Here is an 18,470-nt window from a genome sequence, read left to right on the forward strand (position 1 = left end):
GCCACCACCCGCTCCCCGCCCGGCGCCAGCCGTACCGGCACCGCGTCCCCGAGCATCCCCTCGCGCCGGGCCCGCGCCGCGAGTATCCCGGCGACCCCCTCGACGTACTCCCCCGGCGCCGCGGCGACCGTCCGCCCGCCGAGCAGCACCCGGTCGATGTCCAGCAGCCCGGCGAGATTCCCGGCACCCACCCCGAGCACGCGCGCCGCTTCCCCCGTCTCGCCGCGCCCGACAGCCGCCAGGCACAGCGCTTCCAGGCACCCCCGGTCCCCGCACTCGCACGGCGGCCCGTCGAGCTGGATCACCTGGTGCCCGAACTCACCGGCGCCGGTACGCGCTCCCCGGTGCACGCTCCCGCCGATCACCAGGCCCGCGCCGAGGCCCGTACCGAGGTGCAGGTAGGCGAACGACCCGCCCTCGCCCCCCGCCGCCAGCCCGAGCGCCGCCGCGTTGGTGTCCTTGTCGACCACCACGGGCACCCCGAGCCGCCCGGCGAGCGCGTCCCGCAGCGCGAAGCCCTCCCACTCCGGGAACCCGGTCACCCGGTGCAGCACCCCGCCGACGTGGTCCAGTGGGCCGGGCAGCGCGACCCCGACCCCGAGCAGCGTCCCGGCGTCCGCGAGCCCCTCACCGCCCAGCACCTCCGTGACCAGCGCGGTCACCTCGTCCGCGACCAGCGCGAGCACCGTCTCCGCCCCGCCGCCGAGACCGGTGTCACCGCGCCGCTCCCCCACCACGGTGCCGTTGAGGTCGAGCAGCACCACCCGCAGCTCGTCCCGGTCCAGGTGCACGCCCACCGCGTGCCCGGCCTCGGGGACCAGGCGCAGCACGGTGCGCGGCTTGCCGCCGGTGGAGGCGCGGCGTCCGGCCTCGGCGGCGAAGCCGTCCTCCCGCAGCCGCGCGGTGATCTTGCTGACGGCCTGCGGGGTGAGCCCCGTGCGCTCGGCGAGTTCCAGCCTGCTGATGCCCTCCGCCCCGGCGCCGCGCAGCAGATCGAGCACGAGTGCGGTGTTGTGCGACCGCACCGCGAGCAGATTGGCCCCCGCCGGGTTGCTCCTCGTCCTGTTCACGGGTCCATTCTCCCCGCCGCTTGCACTTTGGCAACAGCGTTGCGAAAGTAGGAGTCATGACTGGTACACCCCTCCGCGTCGGCCTGATCGGCTACGGCCTCGCCGGCTCCGTCTTCCACGCCCCGCTGATCGCCGCCACGGACGGCCTCGTCCTGGACACGGTCGTCACCTCGAACCCCGAGCGCCAGGAGCAGGCCCGCGCCGAGTTCCCGGACGTCCGCGTGGCCGCCACCCCGGACGAGCTGTTCGCGCGCTCCGGTGAGCTGGACCTGATCGTCATCGCGTCTCCGAACAAGACGCACGTGCCGCTCGCCACCACCGCCCTCAAGGCCGGCCTGCCGGTCGTGGTGGACAAGCCGATCTCCGGCACCGCCGCCGAGGCCCGTGAACTGGCCGCCCTCGCCGACGAGCACGGGGTGCTGCTCTCCGTCTTCCAGAACCGCCGCTGGGACAACGACTTCCTCACCCTGCGCAAGCTGCTGGCCGACGGCGCCCTGGGCGACGTCTGGCGCTTCGAGTCCCGCTTCGAGCGCTGGCGCCCGCAGCCCAAGGGCGGCTGGCGCGAGTCCGGCGACCCGGCGGAGATCGGCGGCCTGCTCTACGACCTCGGCAGCCACGTCGTCGACCAGGCCGTCACCCTGTTCGGCCCGGTCACCGAGGTGTACGCCGAGGCGGTCGTCCGACGTGACGGCGCCGAGACGGACGACGACACCTTCCTCGCCCTGACCCACGCGAACGGCGTCCGCTCGCACCTGTACGTCTCCGCGACCACCGCCCAGCTCGGCCCCCGCTTCCGGGTGCTCGGCTCGCGCGCCGGTTTCGTGAAGTACGGCCTGGACCCGCAGGAGGCGGCGCTGCGCGACGGCGCCCGCCCCGGCACCGACGCCGCGTGGGGCGTCGAGGAGGAGTCGCTCTGGGGCCGCCTCGGCGCCGGCGAGTCCCCGGTCACCGGCGGCGGCACCGCCGTGGAGACCGTGCCCGGCGACTACCCCGCCTACTACGCGGCCGTCGCCGCCGCCGTCCGGGGCACCGGCCCGAACCCGGTGACCGCGCTGGAGGCCGCGGAGACCCTCGACGTACTGGAGGCGGCCCGCCGGTCCGCCCGCGACAAGGTGACGGTGACCCTCTGATGACGCAAGCGCAGAACACCCCGAGCGTGGCGGACCTGGAGGCGCAGGAACAGCGCCTGGTCTTCCGTACCTTCACCCACGACGACGCCTGGGCACTGGGCTCCCTCCTGGTGGAGCTGGGCCGGGAGCGGCAGGCGCCTATCGCCGTCGACATCCACCGCGCGGGCCAGCAGCTCTTCCACGCGGCGCTGCCCGGCTCGACCCCGGACAACGACGCCTGGATCGCCCGCAAGCGCCGGGTGGTGGAGCGGTACGGCTCCGCCTCCTACCTGGTCGGCTCGCGTTTCCGCGCCAAGGGCACCACCTTCGAGGACTCGTCCCGCCTCGACCCCGACCGCTACGCGGCGCACGGCGGCTCCTTCCCGATCACCGTGGAAGGCGTGGGCGTCATCGGCTCGGTGACCGTCTCCGGTCTGCCCCAGATCGAGGACCACCGGCTGGTCGTCGAGGCGCTGGAGCGGTTCCTGAAGTAGGGGCTGGACAACGCCGCAGATGGGCGTGCCGGACCCCGCGTCCGCGCCATGATCCGCCGGACAGGCCCTGATGACACCCGCGCGGCTCCCTCCGGTCGGACCCGTCGTGCACGACGATCGTTCGTGCACGACATCCAGCCGGAGGGAAAGAACCGATGAGCGACTCGACGAGCGGGAGCATCTCCAAGGCGGAGATCGGCCGGTACGGCGTATGGAGTCTCGGCCTGCGCAACGAGGACCCGGGCCGGCGCGGTGAGATCGGCGAGGCGGCGGCCGAACTCCAGGAACTCGGCTACGGCACCGCCTGGCTCGGGGGCTCCAGCGCGCCCGTCAACGCCCTGCCCCTGCTGGAGAAGACCGACCGGCTGATCGTCGGCACCAGCATCCAGAGCATCTGGCAGCACGACGCCCGTGAGAGCGCGGCCGGTTACGCCGAGGTGGAGACCGCGCACCCCGGCCGCTTCCTGCTCGGCCTGGGCGTGAGCCACGCCAAGCTGGCCGAGCAGTACCGGCGGCCGTACTCGGCGCTGGTGGAGTACCTGGACGAGCTGGACGCGGCCGGTGTCCCGGCCGGGCGGCGCGCCCTGGCCGCGCTCGGACCGAAGACCGTACGGCTGGCGGGCGAGCGCTCGCTGGGGGCGCTCCCCTATCTCGTCACCCCCGAGCACACCGCCCGGGCCCGCGAGATCATCGGCCAGGAGCCGCTGCTGGCCCCGGAGTTCGCGGTCGTACTGGAATCCGGCCCGGCCCGCGCCCGCGAACTGGCCCGTGGTCACCTGGCCATGTACCTCCAGCTCCCCAACTACACCACCAACTTCCAGCGGCTCGGCTTCACCGAGGACGACCTGCGCGACGGCGGCAGCGACCGGCTGATCGACGCGCTCTACGCCTGGGGCGACGACGACACCATCCGCGGGAAGGTGAACGCCTTCCTCGAGGCGGGCGCCGATCACGTCGCCCTCCAGGTCGTGCAGGAGGGCTCTCCCGACGACCTGCACCGCGCGGCCTGGCGGAAGCTGGCGGGCATCCTCCTCTGACCCCGCCGGCCGGCTGTACCCCTGGCCGCTCACGACAGCATCGCCCGCTCCACCGCGCTCCAGGTGGTGCTGGTGACGACGTAGAGCGCGGCGGCCAGGGGGACGACGGCGACGGTCACCAGGGTGAGGAAGGACAGGAACGGGGCCACCTTGCCGACCGCGCCCTGGCCCGGAACGCCTGCCTGTACGGGATTCTCGGCCGCCGCCCGCCTGGTGCGCCGGAAGTTGACCGTGGCGACGGCCGCGACGACGGCGAAGAGGGCCAGGTAGACGAGGCCGGCCCCGCCGAAGATCCCGCCGCCGAGGGCATCGGTCCAGCGGCCGGCAAGCGGGGCGGCGAGGAGGTCGTGGTCGAGGAGGGTGTTGCGGCCGTCGCCGATCGTGGCGTTGGAGAACAGGTGGTACAGCAGGAAGAACGTGGGGAGTTGGAGCAGGCCGGGCAGCAGGCCGGAGAACGGGGAGACCTTCGCCTCGGTGTGCAGCTCCAGCACCGCCCGCTGGAGCCGCTCGGGATCGCGGGCGTGTTTCGCGCGCAGCTCGGAGATCCTGGGCTCGAGCGCGGTGCGGGCCCGCTGTCCCCTGGCAGCGGCGCGGGCGAGGGGGTGGGTGGCCAGCCGGACCAGCGCGGTGAACAGGACGATCGCGGCGGCGGTCGCGGAGGCGTGGAAGAACGGCTGCAGCAGATCGGCGAGTTGCTCGACCAGGTGGGCGAAGACAGACATGGGGGACCCTCCGTACGGGGTGGCGTCGTGCGGGATGCGGCCGGGAAGCGGCCGATGGCAGGACGACCCGCGCGGGCGGGGCGGAGAGAGGGGTGGTGCGGCCCTACGCGCAGGTCGTCGGCAGGACCCGGCCGGGCGCCCGTGGCCTGCGGCGCCCCCTCGCGTCGGGGTCGCGCTGCGCCAGGAAAGCCGTACGGCGGGCCCTGTCGCGTATCGCGGTGCGGACGCGCGTCGGCGGGACGGCGGGGACGCGGCGGGCGGTGAGGACCGAGCAGAGGACGAGGGCGGTGCCGGCGGCGGTGGTCGCGGCGAGCGCGACGGCGGTGGTGAGACCGCCGGAGCCGAGCAGGGCGGCCTGGAGCAGCAGGAGTTGGACCAGGACGAGCAGCGGCAGCAGAGCGCGCGTGACGGCGGAACGACCGTGCATCACCGACCACACCCCCCTCTGTCCCCTTGCCCCCATGACTACGGGCTGTACAGGCCCGTTCACCCCGTACAACGCCCGGTGCTCCGGCCCGGTTCCCGATCTTCGCCGCGAGTTGGGGAAATCTCCTCGTCGGGCGCCCTCCTCCGCTGTCACCCCTCGGCAGTACGGTGTCATGCATGCGCCCCGACACGCCTGCCGAGAACGTCGACCACACCGCCGAAGCGGCACGCCTGGAGCGGACCGCCGGCCTGTACCCCGAGGACGCGGAGGCCCTGCTGCTGCGCGCCGCGGCCCACCTCGAACTGTCCGGCGCCCGCCCCGCGGCGACCGCGCTCTACGACCGCCTGCTGTCCTCCGCCGGCCCGCTGGAGCATCCGCAGCTCGTCCGCGCCCTGAAGGCGGCGAACCTGTGGGAGTACGGCCACGAGGCCGAGGCGCGCGCGATCATCGACGGCATCCGCACGGCCGCTCCGCGGGACGCGGCGCCGTGGGTGATCGTCGCGGAGGCGCTGGAGTCGCACGACGAACTGGAGGCGGCGCACGAGACGTTCCACGAGGCTGCGGTCCTGCTGCTGACGGACGCGCCGGAGCCGCCGTACGCCACGCACCCGCTCCTCTTCGGCCGCCACCGGGTGCGCCGCATGCTGGGCCTCCCGCACGACACCTGGGACGCCCTCGCCGACACCCTCCACACCTCTCCGGTCTCCCTGGACGAACTCCACGACCCCAAGCGCGTCTGGTCCCTCGGCTCGGAGAACCCCGCCGAACTCGAAGCCGAGATCTCCCGCCTCCGAGCGGAACTGTCCACGGCCCGCGAGGCCCTCTCCCGCCCGTACCCCGTAGCCGTCCTCCACTGGCCGTCTTCGGAGCTGACGGAACTGGTGGCGGCGTACCCGGCCCTGGAAGCGGAGTACACGTCCCATGCCCACCACCTGGCGACCATAGAGACGTCCCTCCGCGAACTAGCCGCCTCCGGCACCCCGAACCTCGGCATCGTCACGGGCACGGTCCCGTCGTACGAGGCCTTCGCGGCCTCGGAGGGCGCGTCTCCGGCGGACCCGGCGTTGCTCCCCGAGTACGCGACGACGCTGGCGGCGCGCGGGTTGGCGGTGGCGTGGCCGCCGCAGCGGGGGGCTGGGTGTTGGTGTGTGAGTGGGCGGGAGTACGGGGAGTGCCACGGGGCGACGAAACCGACGGCCACGAGCTGAACGTCCCCCACCGTGCCACTCCTCCACAACTCGCACACATACACGTCACATATGATCAGTTGACTCGGCATGCCCCCGTGCGATCTGGGCGTGTCCCGGCCCGCGAGGAAACTGCATGCCCTTCCAGCCCACCTCCGACTGGCAGTTCGACGTGCCCACGGACGGGAGCAAGCGGCTCCCGCCGGCGGCCAGGTCGTTCGAGTCGCTTTCGCATCAGGGCTACAGCTTCGAGGCGGCCATCGCCGACCTGATCGACAACTCGATCGACGCGGGGGCGCAGAACGTGGTCGTGAGCTTCCTGCGGGACACCGGTGAACGCGGTGGCCGGGACCGCCTCGTCGGCCTGCTCGTCATCGACGACGGGCACGGCATGGACGAGGCGGGCCTCGACACGGCCATGACCGTCGGCGGGCGCACCGGTTACGCCAACGACGCTCTCGGCCACTTCGGCGCCGGTCTCATCGCACGCCGACGCGCTCACCGTGATCAGCCGGACCAAGCGCAGTCCGTCGGCCGGCCGCCGCTGGCTCACCGCCCGCGCGCAGGCGGACTTCACCTGTGACATCGTCGACGCCTCGTACTGCCAGAGCCTGGTCGACCGCTACGACGGCGTCATCGGCTGGCACGGCACGATCGTCCGCTGGGACCAAGTGCGCGCGTTCGAGACCATCACCGACGGACAGACGGACCGCTACCTCAACGACGCGATCGAACGGCTCGAGACGCACCTCGGCCTGCATCTCCACCGGTTCCTGGCGCGGGAGGACTTCCACGTCGACATCGTCGTCGAGGACGTCCACACCCGGGACGAGCTGGACCATCGAGGTGTGGAGCCCATCGATCCGTTCGGCTACCGGATCGCCGGCCGCGCCGGTTACCCCCGCACGTACGTCGCGCCCGTCGAGGGCGTGGGAGACGTCGCGCTCACCGCACACATATGGCCGCCCAAGTCACCGCTCGTCGCCTTCCGCGGCATCGGGCCCCTCACCGAGCGCCAGGGCTTCTACCTCTACCGCAACGACCGGCTCGTGCAGGCCGGCGGCTGGAACGACACCCGGAGCCCGGAGGGTCACCTCGCCCTCGCCCGCGTCGCCGTCGATCTCCCGGCCGAGCCGAACGACGTGTTCGCCCTGACCGTCAAGAAGGACGGCGTCCAGGTCACCCCGGCGTTCGCCCGAGGACTGGAGAAGGCGGCGGACCCCGACGCCGCTCACACCTTCGCCGAGTACGTCCGCGAGGCCGAGACGACCTATCGCGAGGCCGCCAAGCGGCGTACCGAGGTCAAGCGCACGGCCGTCATCCCGCCCGGCAAGGGGATCGACCCGAAACTGAAGCGGACGCTGCGTGACGAACTGCCGCAGCTCGAGGGCGACGACCCCATCGCCTTCAGCTGGGCCAGGCTCGACGTGCCGCCCGGCGTCGATTCCGCCGATCTGCTGTTCACCATCGACCACAAGGAGCGCCAGGTCGTCCTCAACAAGGACTACCGGCACGCCTTCAACGGCGACCGCCGCGGGGGCTCCAATGACGCGCCGGTCCTCAAGAGCCTGCTCTACCTGATGCTCAACGAGATCTTCCAGAAGGAGCGGGTCTGGGCCAACCAGACCGACAAGGTCGCTCTGTGGAACAGCGTGCTCGTGACCGCGGTACGGGCCGAACTCGCCCGCGCCGAGGGCTAGTCGCACCCCGTCCTCCTCACCGTTCCGCCGCACAGAGAGGCCGCCCAGCCGCGTGACCGCCGAGAACACCATCACCCCTGACCACCTCACCGACCTCCACGGGGAGGTCCTCGACGCGATGAGCCGGCGCGGCCCCAAGCACTTCGCCAAGCTCGCCTTCGTTCTCGCCGACGCAGACGAACCCGCGGACACGGACCTGCCCCACTTCCGTGACCGCATACTGGCCGCGGACTCCGGTGACGAGCTGCTCGCCCTCTGGCGCCGCAAGCTCACGGCATGGGACTTCGAACAGTCCCCCACGTGGTCGGTCACCGCGCCTCGTACCCCGGAGCGCCGTACCGAGGTCTACGACAAGCTCGCGTTCGGCGCGGATCTGCGCAAGGCGCTAGACGCCGCCGTCCCGGTCCACCGGGAAGCAGGCCCGGTCACCATCAGCCGCGAGTTCCAGCCCTGGTACACCCGGGAGCACGCGGCGAACCGCTCCTTCTACTGGACCTCGTACGAGCGGCTGCTGCGCCGCAAGGGCTGGAGCGACGCGGCGGTCTCCAGCCTGGACGAGGCCGCCCACGCGGTCGTCGAGCGGCTCGCCGACCCCATCCGCGACGACCCTTACGGCGCGCGCGGGCTCGTCGTCGGCTACGTCCAGTCCGGCAAGACCGCCAACTTCACCGGCGTCACCGCCAAGGCCATCGACGCGGGCTACCGCCTGGTCATCGTGCTGGGCGGAACCCTTAACCTGCTGCGCGGCCAGACCCAGCGCCGGCTCGACATGGAACTGATCGGCCAGGAGAACATCCTCGGCGCGGCCGACCCGAACGATCCGGACGCCCTGGTCGGCATCGACTACCAGGACGACGAGGACTGGCCCACGAAGTTCGTTTCGTTCGGTGCCCGGCCCTCCCTGCTCGGCGCCTTCGACATCGAGCGTCTGACCTCTCGCGATCGTGACTACATGTCGCTGGAACGCGGCATCAGCGCCCTGGAGTTCGAGAAGCCGAACCGCACCCTCCCCCTGCACGACCCCTCGAACCTGCACGCGGCCCGCGCCCGCGTCATGGTCGTGAAGAAGAACATGTCGGTGCTGGAGAACCTGGTCAAGGACCTCAAGAAGATCGGCCCGATCCTCGGCGAGATTCCGGCCCTGATCATCGACGACGAGTCGGACCAGGCCTCGGTGAACACCACGGACCCGAAGAAGTGGGAGGCCGGCACGGTCACCCGCACCGCGATCAACGGCCAGATCAGCAAGCTCCTCAAGCTTCTGCCGCGTGCCCAGTACGTCGGCTACACCGCGACCCCGTTCGCCAACGTGTTCGTCGACCCGAGCGACGAGGAGGACCTCTTCCCGCGCGACTTCCTCATCTCGCTGCCCCGCCCCGCCGATTACATGGGCGTGCAGGACTTCCATGACCTGGACACCGTCGACGGTGACGAGGGCGAAGCCGAGAAGAAGCATGTCCGCGGCATCTACGACTCCACGGGCGACCGTCTCCAGGAAGCCCTGGACGCCTACGTCCTCACGGGCGCGGTGAAGCTCTACCGCGCGGAGCACGACGTACCCTCCGGCCCGTTCCGCCACCACACCATGCTCGTGCACGAATCGGTCCGCATGGCCGAGCACGCCGCACTCGCCGAACGCATCGAGACGATGTGGCACAACGCCGCGTACACGGGCCCGGGGGGCCACGCGCGCCTGGAAGCCCTCTTCGACATGGACTTCCGCACCCACGCGGACGGCTCGCTGCCCACTCCCGCGACGTATGCGGACCTCAAGCCGTACGTCTCCAGGGCCCTTCAGCTGATCAACCGGGGCGGCAGCCCTGTCATGGTCGTCAACGGCGAGAGCGAGCGCGACTACGCCCAGCCCGACCTGGACTTCGACCGCACGCCGAACGTCTGGAAGATCCTCGTCGGGGGCACCAAGCTGTCCCGCGGCTTCACGGTCGAGGGCCTGACGATCTCCTACTACCGCCGTACGACACAGCAGGCCGACACCCTGATGCAGATGGGCCGCTGGTTCGGCTTCCGCCCCGGCTACCGCGACCTGGTACGCCTGTACATCGGCCGCGAGGAACAACTCGGCAAGGGCCGCACGGCGAAGACGGTCGACCTGTACGAGGCGTTCGAGGCTATCTGCCGCGACGAGGAACTCTTCCGCGCCGAGATCACCCGCTACGCCCCCCTGGTGGATGGGCGCCCCCAGGTCACTCCTGCCCAGATCCCGCCGCTGGTGGCGCAGCATCTGCCGTGGGTGAGACCGTCGGCGCGGAACAAGATGTTCAACGCGGAGCTGGTGGAGGTGCGGTCGCCGGGCACGTGGGTGGAGCCGACCGCTCACCCGGAGACCTCGAACGAACTGGCCGCCAACACCGGGTGCTGGGAGCCGGTGCTCGCCGCACTGGGGCAGGACGCGGTGCGTCTGTCGGTCGGGGACGGCCCCGAATACGAGGCACGGGTGGGAACGGTCTCGCACGCGACGCTGACGACGGTGCTGGCCGACCTGCGGTGGTCGATCCCGAGCCAGTTCTCGCCGCACCTGGAGTTCCTGCTGGAGGCGGGACGGCAGACGACGATCGACGACTGGCTCGTGATCTCGCCGCTGCAGACCTCGGCACGGCGCGCGGAGACACGGATCCTGGGACATGGCCCGTTCACCCCAGCCCGGCGTACGCGTCGGCGTGGCTCGCTCTTCGGTGCGCTCAGCGAGCCGAAGCACCGCGCCGCGGCACTGCGCGTCGCGGGTGCCGTCGAGACGGCCGGGAACGCGTCGGTCGAGCGGCTCGTCCGCCCGCGCCGAGGGGCGCTGCTGCTCTACCCCGTGGTCGAGTCCGAACCCCGCCTCGGCCCCGACGGGACGGTGGAGCCCGGTGACGTCGTCATGGCCTTCTCCTTCGTCGCGCCGAAGTCGTCGGTGGGCGCAGGTCGCTCGTTGGTCCGGTTCCGTACGATCGACTCGGGCCGGCAGGACGCGATCGTCATCGACCGGGACGACGCACAGACCTGAGGCGCGACACCATTGGACAACGTGAGACCCTCCTCCCCCGACGTCTCGGCACGCATGTCCCGCCAGGCCAGCAAGGACACCAACGCCGAACTGGCCGTGCGACGTCTGCTGCACGCGGCGGGCCTGCGATACCGCGTGGAGTACCCGGTGCCGGGCATGTCGCGGCGCCGCATCGACGTGGCGTTCACCCGGACCAGGATCGCTGTCCTGATCGACGGGTGCTTCTGGCACGGGTGCCCGCAGCACGCCACGCAGCCGAAGGCCAACGCCGAGTGGTGGCGCAGGAAGCTCGACCGCAACATGGCCCGCGACCGCGAGACGACGGAGCACCTGACCGCGCTGGGCTGGATGGTGCTCCGGTTCTGGGAGCATGAGGCGCCCGAGGACGTGGCCGTACGGGTCAGAGCCGCCGTGCTGTCGCGTTCGGCGCAAGGCACGAGTAGGGGGAAAGCGTGCGGAACCTGACCTTCGTCGATGTGTGCTCCGGTGCGGGGGGCCTGGCCCTCGGACTGGAGCAGGCGGGATTCGAGCCCCGCCTGCTGCTGGACGACGACGATCTCGCCGTCACCACCCTGCGGACCAACCGGCCGCACTGGAACGTGCTGCGCACGGACCTGCTGGAGTTCGATCCGGCCGAGCACCCCGTGAGTCATGACGTGGATCTCCTGGCGGCGGGGCTGCCGCGGGTGAGGTCGAGCGCGACCGCCCGGCGGGTGGACACCGGCATCGAGGAGCGGCTGCTGGAAGCGACCGTCTACCTCGTGCACGCGATCAGACCGCGTGCCGTGCTCATCGAGAACGTCCCCGAACTCGCCCACTCGGACCTGCATCGACGATTCCGTGACTTCGTCCACGCCGAACTGGATCACCTGGGATACGAGTTCAGTTGGTTCGTCGTGAACGCCGTCGACTTCGGCGTACCGCAGAGCCGGAAGCACGGCGTCCTGGTCGCTGTCCGGCGGGAGTGGGCGAGAGCGTTCCGGCAACCGGTACGGACCGCGCGCGAGCCGATGACGGTCGGTGCCGCGTTGGGGCCGTCCATGGCCGCCCGTGGATGGACGGATGCCGCCCGCTGGGCCGCCCAGGCCGACCGGCCGGCTCCGACTCTGGTCGGCGGTTCGAAGAACCGGGGCGGCGCCGACCTGGGACCCACCAGGGCGAAACAGAAGTGGGCGACGATGGGTGTGAACGCGCACACCGTCGGTGACACGGTCCCCGGTCCGGACTTCCTCTGGGATCCGGCACTCGGCCGGGACAATATGGTGAAGCTCACCGTCGAACAGGCGGCGCTGTTGCAGGGCTTCCCCGCGACGTGGGGGATCAGCGGGCGCAAGACCGCCCGGTACCGACAGGTCGGACACGCGACGCCGCCCCCGGTCGGGAAGGCTCTGGGGCGGGCTGTGGCCGAGGCTCTCGGACAGTGATTCGGTGATCTCTCCGGCCGGCTAGACTTCACCCCCATGACCAGCACGGCGCCCCATCAGTCCATCCTCGACAAACCATTTGTCCTGGATCTCTTCGCGGGCCCCGGAGGACTGGACGTCGCCGGGCAAGCGCTCGACATTCCGAGCCTCGGCATCGAGTGGGACAAGAGCGCTTGCCTGACCCGGTACGCGGCGGGGCTGGACACCCTCCACGCCGATGTGAGTGCGATTCGCCGGGACGGTTTCGAGTCGCTGCCGCCGGAGATCAACGTGCTCGCCGGTGGTCCTCCGTGCCAGACGTACTCGGTGGCCGGGCACGGCGCCGGCCGTGAGGCCTTGGAGAAGGTCAAGCGGTTCATCGATCGGTTGATCGACGGCGAGCCCGACGAGGCGATCGACGAGGACCTGAAGAAGCTCAGCGACCCGCGCACCGCCCTGGTCCTGGAACCTCTCCGCTATGCCATCCAGGCGACCAGGAGCCCGAACCGAGAGAACCGCCCGTACGACGTCATCGTCCTGGAACAGGTACCCACGGTCCTCCCGGTGTGGAGGCACTACGCGGAGGCGCTGGAAGAGAGAGGGCTACCAGAAGTGCCCGGTCACGGGCGCGTCAAGTACGCGGTCGATTTCGGCGTCCTCGCCACCGAGACCTACGGGGTGCCGCAGACGCGGTCCCGTGCGGTGCTGATCGCTCGGCGCTTGGAACTCGGTGAGCCCTCACTGCCTTCGCCGACCCACCATGCGTACGAGCCGAGAGGGTGGAACCGGAGGAGCGCCGCGGCGGAGACCCAGGGCCACCAGCCGACCTTGTACGCCGATGACGACATCGTGCCGGAGCCGCAGAGGAGCCCGGAGACGGCTGCCGCCGGGGAGCCGAAGAAGCGGTGGAAGTCGATGGGTGACGTACTTGGCAACCGGGTGGGCGCGCACCCGGGGCGCCCCACTCCCTTCCTGGTCCGCTCGAACTATGGCAGCTCCGGGGTCTCGGGGCGGCGCGGGGTGCGAACCGACCAGCAGCCCGCCTTCACCGTGACGGGCCGCATCTCGCGCTTCGTGGTCTTCGAACACCTCAACGAGAGAGTCGTCTGCGAGGGGCCACGATTCAGCATGAACGAAGCGGGGATGCTGCAGAGCTTCCCGCCGGACTATCCGTGGTCCGGTACCGCGCAGGCCCAGCAGGTGGGCAACGCGGTACCACCCGCCTTCGGCATGCACCTGCTGAGCGCCGCGCTCGGTCTTCCCGAGCCCGACACGGAGATCCTGCGCAAGCCGTGGCAGGCGGCCACCGAGGAACAGCGAGCCAAGCGGCGAAGCCACGGCTGCGGGAGCGCGGACGCGTGCACCGAGAGGTGCCCGCGCCCCGAGGACCAGGTGCCGCCGCCCTCCTCGCGCCCGCGCAGGACCGGGAAGGCGTAGGTCAAGCAGGCAGGCCCGCACTCGCCCGGCCCCGGACCGGCGCGGTCTCGAACAGCTCCGCGAAGTACTCGGCGAGAGCGGCGACGGACTGCTCCGGAGCCGGGGCCTCGTCCGGCCCGGTCGGCAGTTCACGCCGTGCCACCGGTGGTGCCGAGGCCGCCTCCTCGATCCACTCCCGCAGTGCGGCGGCCTCCCGGGGCTCGTCGGGCGCAAGGACGTCGTAGACCAACGTCGCGCCGGCCGCGTTGATCGCGGCGCTCAGACCGACGACCTCTCGACCGTTGGTGACCAGACCGTTCTTCGAAAGGCGGACCAGGGCTTGGGCCGTGGGCCGGTGGTCGATCAGCTCCAGGCGCAGGACCGTGTGGATGAGATCCTGATTCCGGCAGGCGACCACGACCGGTTCGTAGTCCGGTCCGTTCCGGAAGAGTTCGGCTGCCCACCACAGGCGGGAGAAGCATTGGCGGTCAGCCGGACCGCGGAAGCGCTCCGCCGCGATCCGCCGCTCCGGCCTCTTCGCCGTCGGCTCCGACAGATGGCGCCAGGCGACGTAGTCGGGAGCCACGGCCAGAGCCAGGTGGTTCCAGAGCCGCTTGTCGGCCGCCTCCCGCCGCGTCAGGCGCAGCGTGGCGTGGAGCCGTGGGGCGAGCCACGCGTCCGCGCGGGTGCGGTCCTCCCGGAACTCGAACATGGCATCCTCCACCAGCCCCCGGATCGGCTCGACCGCCCACCTGGCGTCGTCCTCGGAGAGCGGCTCGACGACCTTGGCGAGGTCGATGCCACCGTGCACCCCCTCGGCCTTGAGCAGTTCCTCGGTGAGGAACGGGTCGACGGCCGAGGTGGCGAGCAACGCCAGGCGCTCCGGTACGTGGTTCGGCTTGGTGATCACAGGTGACTCCCACGGTTCATCTGTTCCAGGCTGCGGATGGCATTGCCGAGAGCCTTCGTGGCGTCCGCGCGGCGGACCGCTGCGTAGTGGATGCGGGTCTGCAGTTCCGCCCAGCCCGCGTCGCCGGTGCGCCGGCGATGGACCTCGCGCAGGGCTTGCTCGACGTGCGCGCCGGGAACCACGTCCGGGAGCATCTCCCGCAGCACCTCGCCCTTCCAGTCGGTGGGGAAGACCGGGGTACCGCCGGGTTCCACCTCCAGATCACCGACAGCGGCGTGAAAGACGGCTGTCCAGACGTCGGTGGACATCTGGGCGACCAGGAGGTCACGCACCTTGCTCTCCACGCCGGAGCCGCCGCTGTCGAGCAGGTCCATGACCCCCTCGACATCGGTGTTCACGAATACCGTGGGGACGCGGGCCGAGGTGTCCACGATCCAGGGCGCATCGGCGTACGCGTGCAGCCAGTCCCGCGAGGTCCTGCTGAACGAGGCCTTCTGTACATCCAGTTGGAGACCGCGGACCGGCTCGTCGGAGATCGTGTCGATCACCCAGGTGCGGTCGGTCTCCGCGACAGCCCGGCCCCGTATTCCGTCCACGGTCGCGACGGCGTGCACGGTGAGTGAGGCACGTCCCGCGTGATCGTCCCGGAACACCTCCAGGGATCCGGACCAGTCCCGGCCGTCCGCCCTGTCCTGCTCCAGTCGCACGGAGGTGCGGATATTGGTCTCGCCGTCGGTCAGCACGGCCAGGACCTCCAGGTCGGACCAGGCCGCGTCGGGTGCGTTGGCGCCGGGCGGCAGGGTCGCGGAGAGTCCGATAGTCGCGGTGACCCAGTCGGTGTGGCCCGCGATGCCGAGCGCGACGGCCTGCTGCTGGGTCGAGTAGGCGGAGGTCTCCAACTGGTCGCGGGTACCGTCGGAGAGCCTGAGGGAGACCGAGGTCACCCTCAGCGCGACCGGCCTGTTGAGCCGCTTGTACGGGTAGATCTTCACGTGTCACTCTCCCTTGCCGGCACGGAGTTCGACGACCAGGCGGGTGAGCGTCGTCCTGACCGGATGGCTGCCGACATCCGTCGAGCCGCGGAATTTCGCCCGGCGGGTACCAGGGGTGAACCGCAGGACTCCGTCCTCCACCTCGCAGCCTTCGACGGCCGCGAGTTCGGCCCAGTCCAGCCGGGGGCGGGCGCCCGAGCGGACGTCCAATTGCGCGACCGGCACCATCGGCGTGATCTCGTCGCCGCGCGGGATGCTCACTTCCGCGACGATCTGCCACTCCCCGCCTTCGCCGACGCTCGCGTCCAGTGCGTCCAGCACCGGGACGACCGGCCCGGCGGGCTTTTTGGCCTTGACCTTCGCCTTCACGGTGAGCGCCTTGCGCAGCACCTCCCCGCCCGCTCGGTCGCCGCGCTTCGGGCGGGCCGCGACGAGTTCCTTGACCGCCTTGTTGACCTCGGTGGTGAGCAGGTTGATGCGCCGGTACGCGGAGGGCGACCACCGCAGGGTCAGCTCCTCGGTCTGCCCCCAGCGATCGTGCTCGGGCGGCTCCGCCGCACGCAGGAACTCCTCCGCCTCCACCGCGAACGGGGCCGACTCCCCGGCGGCCTCACCGGCCAGGAGAACGGCCTGGAAGGGATTGGTCCCGACCGGCAGGCTCGGCACCGTCGCGCTCCTGACCGTCATCCGGTTGCCGCGCAGCGAGTGCACCCTGTTCTTGGAGCCGTCCCTGTCCTCGGCCTCGGTGACCAACAGGACCGCTTGGTGCGTGCCCTGGGTACCCCGAGCCCCTCCGGACAGCGGCAGCCTGAGCGGAACGGTGCGCACCGCCACCTGGCCCGCCTCGGTGAGTCGCTCGACGGTGGTGCCCTCGAGGTACGCCCGCAGAGCACGCGTGCGGGAGGGCTGCATGTCGGACGGGTCGACCTGCTCCTCCGGGACGACCACCTCGCCGTTGCGCAGGGTGCGGACGGAGACCTCCAGGAGAGGCGCCCTGCCGCCGCCACCGATCATCGCAGCCCAGAAGTCGCGCCCCAGTGCCTGGACGAGGCGGCCGTGCATGCGCGTGATGTCCCGGGTGTCCTCCTGCCCCTCCTCTTCGACCGGCTCGTCGTCCGCGTCCGCCCCGTTCTCCTCGAGACTCGCGACGTCGTGCGCTCCGACAACCAGGAAGGAGGTACCGGGCTCGTCGCTCTCCCGGGTCAGGTGCAACCGGGCCGCGGTCTCCTCGTCAGCCCACCAGGACCGGGCGACCTGTGCACCGGGCGAGTCGGGATCGGGGCGCCCGAACCAGGCCGGGCCCGCGTACTGCTGACCGTCCACCTCCCGCCAGGGCAGTTCGAGACGACCGATGAGGCGACGCTCGGTTCGCCCCTCGTGCGGCACAGAGAGGGTCGAGTTGATGAGCACGAGGCCGAGAGCGCTGGTGGCCCACAGGGTCGCCTTGCCCAGGCCGTACGAACCACCCGCGCCGCTACTCGACTTGAGGCTCTCCAGTTGGCGCCTGACCACGGCGGCGAACTTCCCGTCCGCGTAGTCGTCCCCGATGAGACCGGAGGCGTTGTAGTCGTCGATCCGCAGCAGGACCAGGCGGCCCTTCTCGTACATGTCGCGCACACCGGCGTCCACGACCCGACCGACCTTCTGCTTCCCGGCGCCTTCGGACACGGCGGTGTAGTGCGGGAAGAGGTCGTTCCAGAGGATCGCCTCGCGGAAGGCTTCGAGCGTCTCGCCCGTCAACTCGTGCAAGGTGTAGCGGACCCTGACGGGCCGCCCATTGTCCCGCAGACGTTCGTCCAGGCTGTTCTGGCAGGTCTCGCGGGCGAGCACCTGCACGTCCGCGTCGAACGCGAACGCGGCGGCATTGCCCAGTTCACGGCCGCCGTCGGGGTAGCCGGGACGGTGGTACCAGGTGATCGGCAGGCCGGCCTGGGTGTCGGTGGTACGAGTGTGAACCGTGCCCACGTCCGTGCCGAGAGCCCTCGCGATGTCCGTCATCACGGTCGGGCGGGGGGTCGACCTTCCGGTGATCCACGCGGAGACGGCGGCCCTGGTCAATTTCAGCTCGTCGGCCAGCTCGGCCTGCGTCTTCCCCGCGAGCTTGAGCTGCCGGGCCAACCAGGGCCCGAACTCCTCACCTGTCTCCACGTGCCACCTGCTCTTCCCCTCGGAGCCGCACGCCGCTCGCGCGCGGCAGACCAGGAGGCTAATTTGACGAACGCGGCACTGTCAAACAAAAGTTGACCAGATCCGACTGTGCGCGTCGTACGAACCAGCGTCCCATATGCCCGAATTGCCGATACTTGCCGCATTGCCCTGCCGGGACATAAACGGAATCCCCAACTCCGCTGCAATTACCGAGACTTGGGTCTTGCAGTCACAGGAAACGCCCTATACCGTCGATGTCGGCGGAACAGCCGTCTCGTTCACAGAACCGCATTAACGGGAAAGCGGACGACCGGGGCAGGAGTGTGTCCACCGCTCGGATTCTCAGACGGAAGGCCACCGCTCACGAACCCTGCGGAGTTTCGCAAGACACTGGCGGCCTGCGTTTCACACCCGCTAGCCTGCTCGAGGGAAGCATCTCGATCGAGGAGAGCAACCCGACGATGGGGGACACGTGTGCCCGCATGCCTGCACACAATTCGAAAGTCGACACTGTGGGGGGGGAACCACTCAATGGACGACGAGAGCCATGCGGACCATGGCGACCACTTGACCGCTTTCCGTGATCTCAACCCCTTCCTTCTGAACATCCTGACGGCGGACAGCAAGGCCCGTGCCGCTGAAGTATTTCAGTGGTACGAGATCACTGAAGTCGAATTCGTCAAGTATTTCCCTGAATACGCCAAGCGGGTCCAGGGCCTGCCTGGCGACACCCCCTGACGGGCCGAGCAGCAGCTCGCTGCGGCTTCCCGGAGCCCGATCAGGTGTGTTGCCCACGCACGGCCCAGCACACCACTCACCCGCGTAATGGGTCCGGTTGCCCAAAACCGGCA

At 70.7% G+C, this 18,470-nt stretch carries 15 protein-coding genes and 1 pseudogene; 10 read left to right on the plus strand and 6 right to left on the minus strand.

All coding sequences use genetic code 11. The features are described 5' to 3' along the window. Positions 1-1,070 (minus strand): ROK family transcriptional regulator (locus tag GT030_RS23255; RefSeq protein WP_161202752.1); only part of this gene is annotated, 1,070 nt, incomplete at its 3' end. Between the two features lie 56 nt (positions 1,071-1,126). Here GT030_RS23255 and GT030_RS23260 point away from each other — a divergent pair. From GT030_RS23260 to GT030_RS23270, 3 genes are all read left to right on the plus strand, one after another. Then, on the plus strand, positions 1,127-2,200 hold the full coding sequence (locus tag GT030_RS23260) for a Gfo/Idh/MocA family oxidoreductase (RefSeq protein ID WP_161202753.1): 1,074 nt from the start codon (positions 1,127-1,129) through the stop codon (positions 2,198-2,200). Next, positions 2,200-2,673, plus strand: coding sequence for a heme-degrading domain-containing protein (locus GT030_RS23265; protein WP_161202754.1), 474 nt, complete (start codon positions 2,200-2,202; stop codon positions 2,671-2,673). Before GT030_RS23260 ends, GT030_RS23265 begins: the two co-directional genes overlap by 1 nt. A gap of 155 nt (positions 2,674-2,828) precedes the next feature. Continuing rightward, the gene (locus GT030_RS23270) at positions 2,829-3,710 is read left to right on the plus strand and encodes an LLM class F420-dependent oxidoreductase (protein WP_161202755.1); all 882 of its coding nucleotides are present in this window, start codon (positions 2,829-2,831) and stop codon (positions 3,708-3,710) included. Between the two features lie 29 nt (positions 3,711-3,739). Here GT030_RS23270 and yidC read toward each other — a convergent pair whose 3' ends face one another. Both yidC and GT030_RS23280 read right to left on the minus strand, forming a co-directional pair. After that, positions 3,740-4,432 carry a membrane protein insertase YidC gene (yidC, locus tag GT030_RS23275; RefSeq protein ID WP_161202756.1) on the minus strand — a complete coding sequence of 231 codons (693 nt, stop codon included), beginning with the start codon at positions 4,430-4,432 and terminating at the stop codon, positions 3,740-3,742. Between the two features lie 103 nt (positions 4,433-4,535). Further along, the gene (locus GT030_RS23280; protein WP_161202757.1) at positions 4,536-4,859 is read right to left on the minus strand and encodes a DUF6412 domain-containing protein; all 324 of its coding nucleotides are present in this window, start codon (positions 4,857-4,859) and stop codon (positions 4,536-4,538) included. Between the two features lie 176 nt (positions 4,860-5,035). Between GT030_RS23280 and GT030_RS23285 the strand changes: the two genes are divergently transcribed. From GT030_RS23285 to GT030_RS23310, 6 genes and pseudogenes are all read left to right on the plus strand, one after another. Then, a complete protein-coding gene (locus GT030_RS23285; protein WP_161202758.1) occupies positions 5,036-6,067 on the plus strand; it encodes an SEC-C domain-containing protein in 1,032 nt (343 codons plus the stop codon). Between the two features lie 115 nt (positions 6,068-6,182). Then, positions 6,183-7,746 (plus strand): annotated as a pseudogene (locus GT030_RS23290) (ATP-binding protein). Positions 7,747-7,864: 118 nt separating this feature from the next. Then, positions 7,865-10,750 (plus strand): Z1 domain-containing protein, encoded by a 2,886-nt coding sequence (locus GT030_RS23295; protein WP_161202770.1) that lies wholly within the window; start codon positions 7,865-7,867, stop codon positions 10,748-10,750. Between the two features lie 54 nt (positions 10,751-10,804). Then, on the plus strand, positions 10,805-11,215 hold the full coding sequence (locus GT030_RS23300) for a very short patch repair endonuclease (protein ID WP_161202771.1): 411 nt from the start codon (positions 10,805-10,807) through the stop codon (positions 11,213-11,215). Beyond that, entirely contained in the window at positions 11,203-12,174 is a 972-nt protein-coding gene (locus tag GT030_RS23305; protein ID WP_346009725.1) for a DNA cytosine methyltransferase, read from the plus strand. Before GT030_RS23300 ends, GT030_RS23305 begins: the two co-directional genes overlap by 13 nt. A gap of 36 nt (positions 12,175-12,210) precedes the next feature. After that, a complete protein-coding gene (locus GT030_RS23310) occupies positions 12,211-13,590 on the plus strand; it encodes a DNA cytosine methyltransferase (protein ID WP_161202759.1) in 1,380 nt (459 codons plus the stop codon). 1 nt (position 13,591) lies between these two features. Here the strand turns inward: GT030_RS23310 and GT030_RS23315 are convergent, their stop codons facing one another. The 3 genes from GT030_RS23315 to GT030_RS23325 are packed head-to-tail and all read right to left on the minus strand — an operon-like array spanning position 13,592 to position 17,619. Continuing rightward, entirely contained in the window at positions 13,592-14,479 is an 888-nt protein-coding gene (locus GT030_RS23315; protein ID WP_161202760.1) for a DUF6339 family protein, read from the minus strand. Next, positions 14,476-15,471, minus strand: coding sequence for a hypothetical protein (locus GT030_RS23320; protein WP_161202761.1), 996 nt, complete (start codon positions 15,469-15,471; stop codon positions 14,476-14,478). The genes GT030_RS23315 and GT030_RS23320 overlap by 4 nt, the downstream gene beginning before the upstream one ends. Before the next feature lie 3 nt (positions 15,472-15,474). Next, entirely contained in the window at positions 15,475-17,619 is a 2,145-nt protein-coding gene (locus GT030_RS23325) for a helix-turn-helix transcriptional regulator (RefSeq protein ID WP_161202762.1), read from the minus strand. 531 nt (positions 17,620-18,150) lie between these two features. Here GT030_RS23325 and GT030_RS23330 point away from each other — a divergent pair. Beyond that, entirely contained in the window at positions 18,151-18,357 is a 207-nt protein-coding gene (locus GT030_RS23330) for a hypothetical protein (RefSeq protein ID WP_161202763.1), read from the plus strand. Positions 18,358-18,470 lie beyond the last annotated feature (113 nt).

This window comes from Streptomyces sp. SID1328 (assembly GCF_009865595.1).
Lineage (GTDB): Bacteria > Actinomycetota > Actinomycetes > Streptomycetales > Streptomycetaceae > Streptomyces > Streptomyces griseoluteus.

What these genes read in the sequence shown, in the direction of transcription:
- GT030_RS23330 (WP_161202763.1), top strand. Translation starts at nt 18,151, where the DNA reads ATGGACGACGAGAGCCATGCGGACCATGGCGACCACTTGACCGCTTTC.
- GT030_RS23260 (WP_161202753.1), top strand. Translation starts at nt 1,127, where the DNA reads ATGACTGGTACACCCCTCCGCGTCGGCCTGATCGGCTACGGCCTCGCC.
- GT030_RS23295 (WP_161202770.1), top strand. Translation starts at nt 7,865, where the DNA reads ATGAGCCGGCGCGGCCCCAAGCACTTCGCCAAGCTCGCCTTCGTTCTC.
- GT030_RS23270 (WP_161202755.1), top strand. Translation starts at nt 2,829, where the DNA reads ATGAGCGACTCGACGAGCGGGAGCATCTCCAAGGCGGAGATCGGCCGG.
- GT030_RS23300 (WP_161202771.1), top strand. Translation starts at nt 10,805, where the DNA reads ATGTCCCGCCAGGCCAGCAAGGACACCAACGCCGAACTGGCCGTGCGA.
- yidC (WP_161202756.1), bottom strand. Translation starts at nt 4,432, where the DNA reads ATGTCTGTCTTCGCCCACCTGGTCGAGCAACTCGCCGATCTGCTGCAG.
- GT030_RS23280 (WP_161202757.1), bottom strand. Translation starts at nt 4,859, where the DNA reads ATGCACGGTCGTTCCGCCGTCACGCGCGCTCTGCTGCCGCTGCTCGTC.
- GT030_RS23310 (WP_161202759.1), top strand. Translation starts at nt 12,211, where the DNA reads ATGACCAGCACGGCGCCCCATCAGTCCATCCTCGACAAACCATTTGTC.
- GT030_RS23285 (WP_161202758.1), top strand. Translation starts at nt 5,036, where the DNA reads ATGCGCCCCGACACGCCTGCCGAGAACGTCGACCACACCGCCGAAGCG.
- GT030_RS23265 (WP_161202754.1), top strand. Translation starts at nt 2,200, where the DNA reads ATGACGCAAGCGCAGAACACCCCGAGCGTGGCGGACCTGGAGGCGCAG.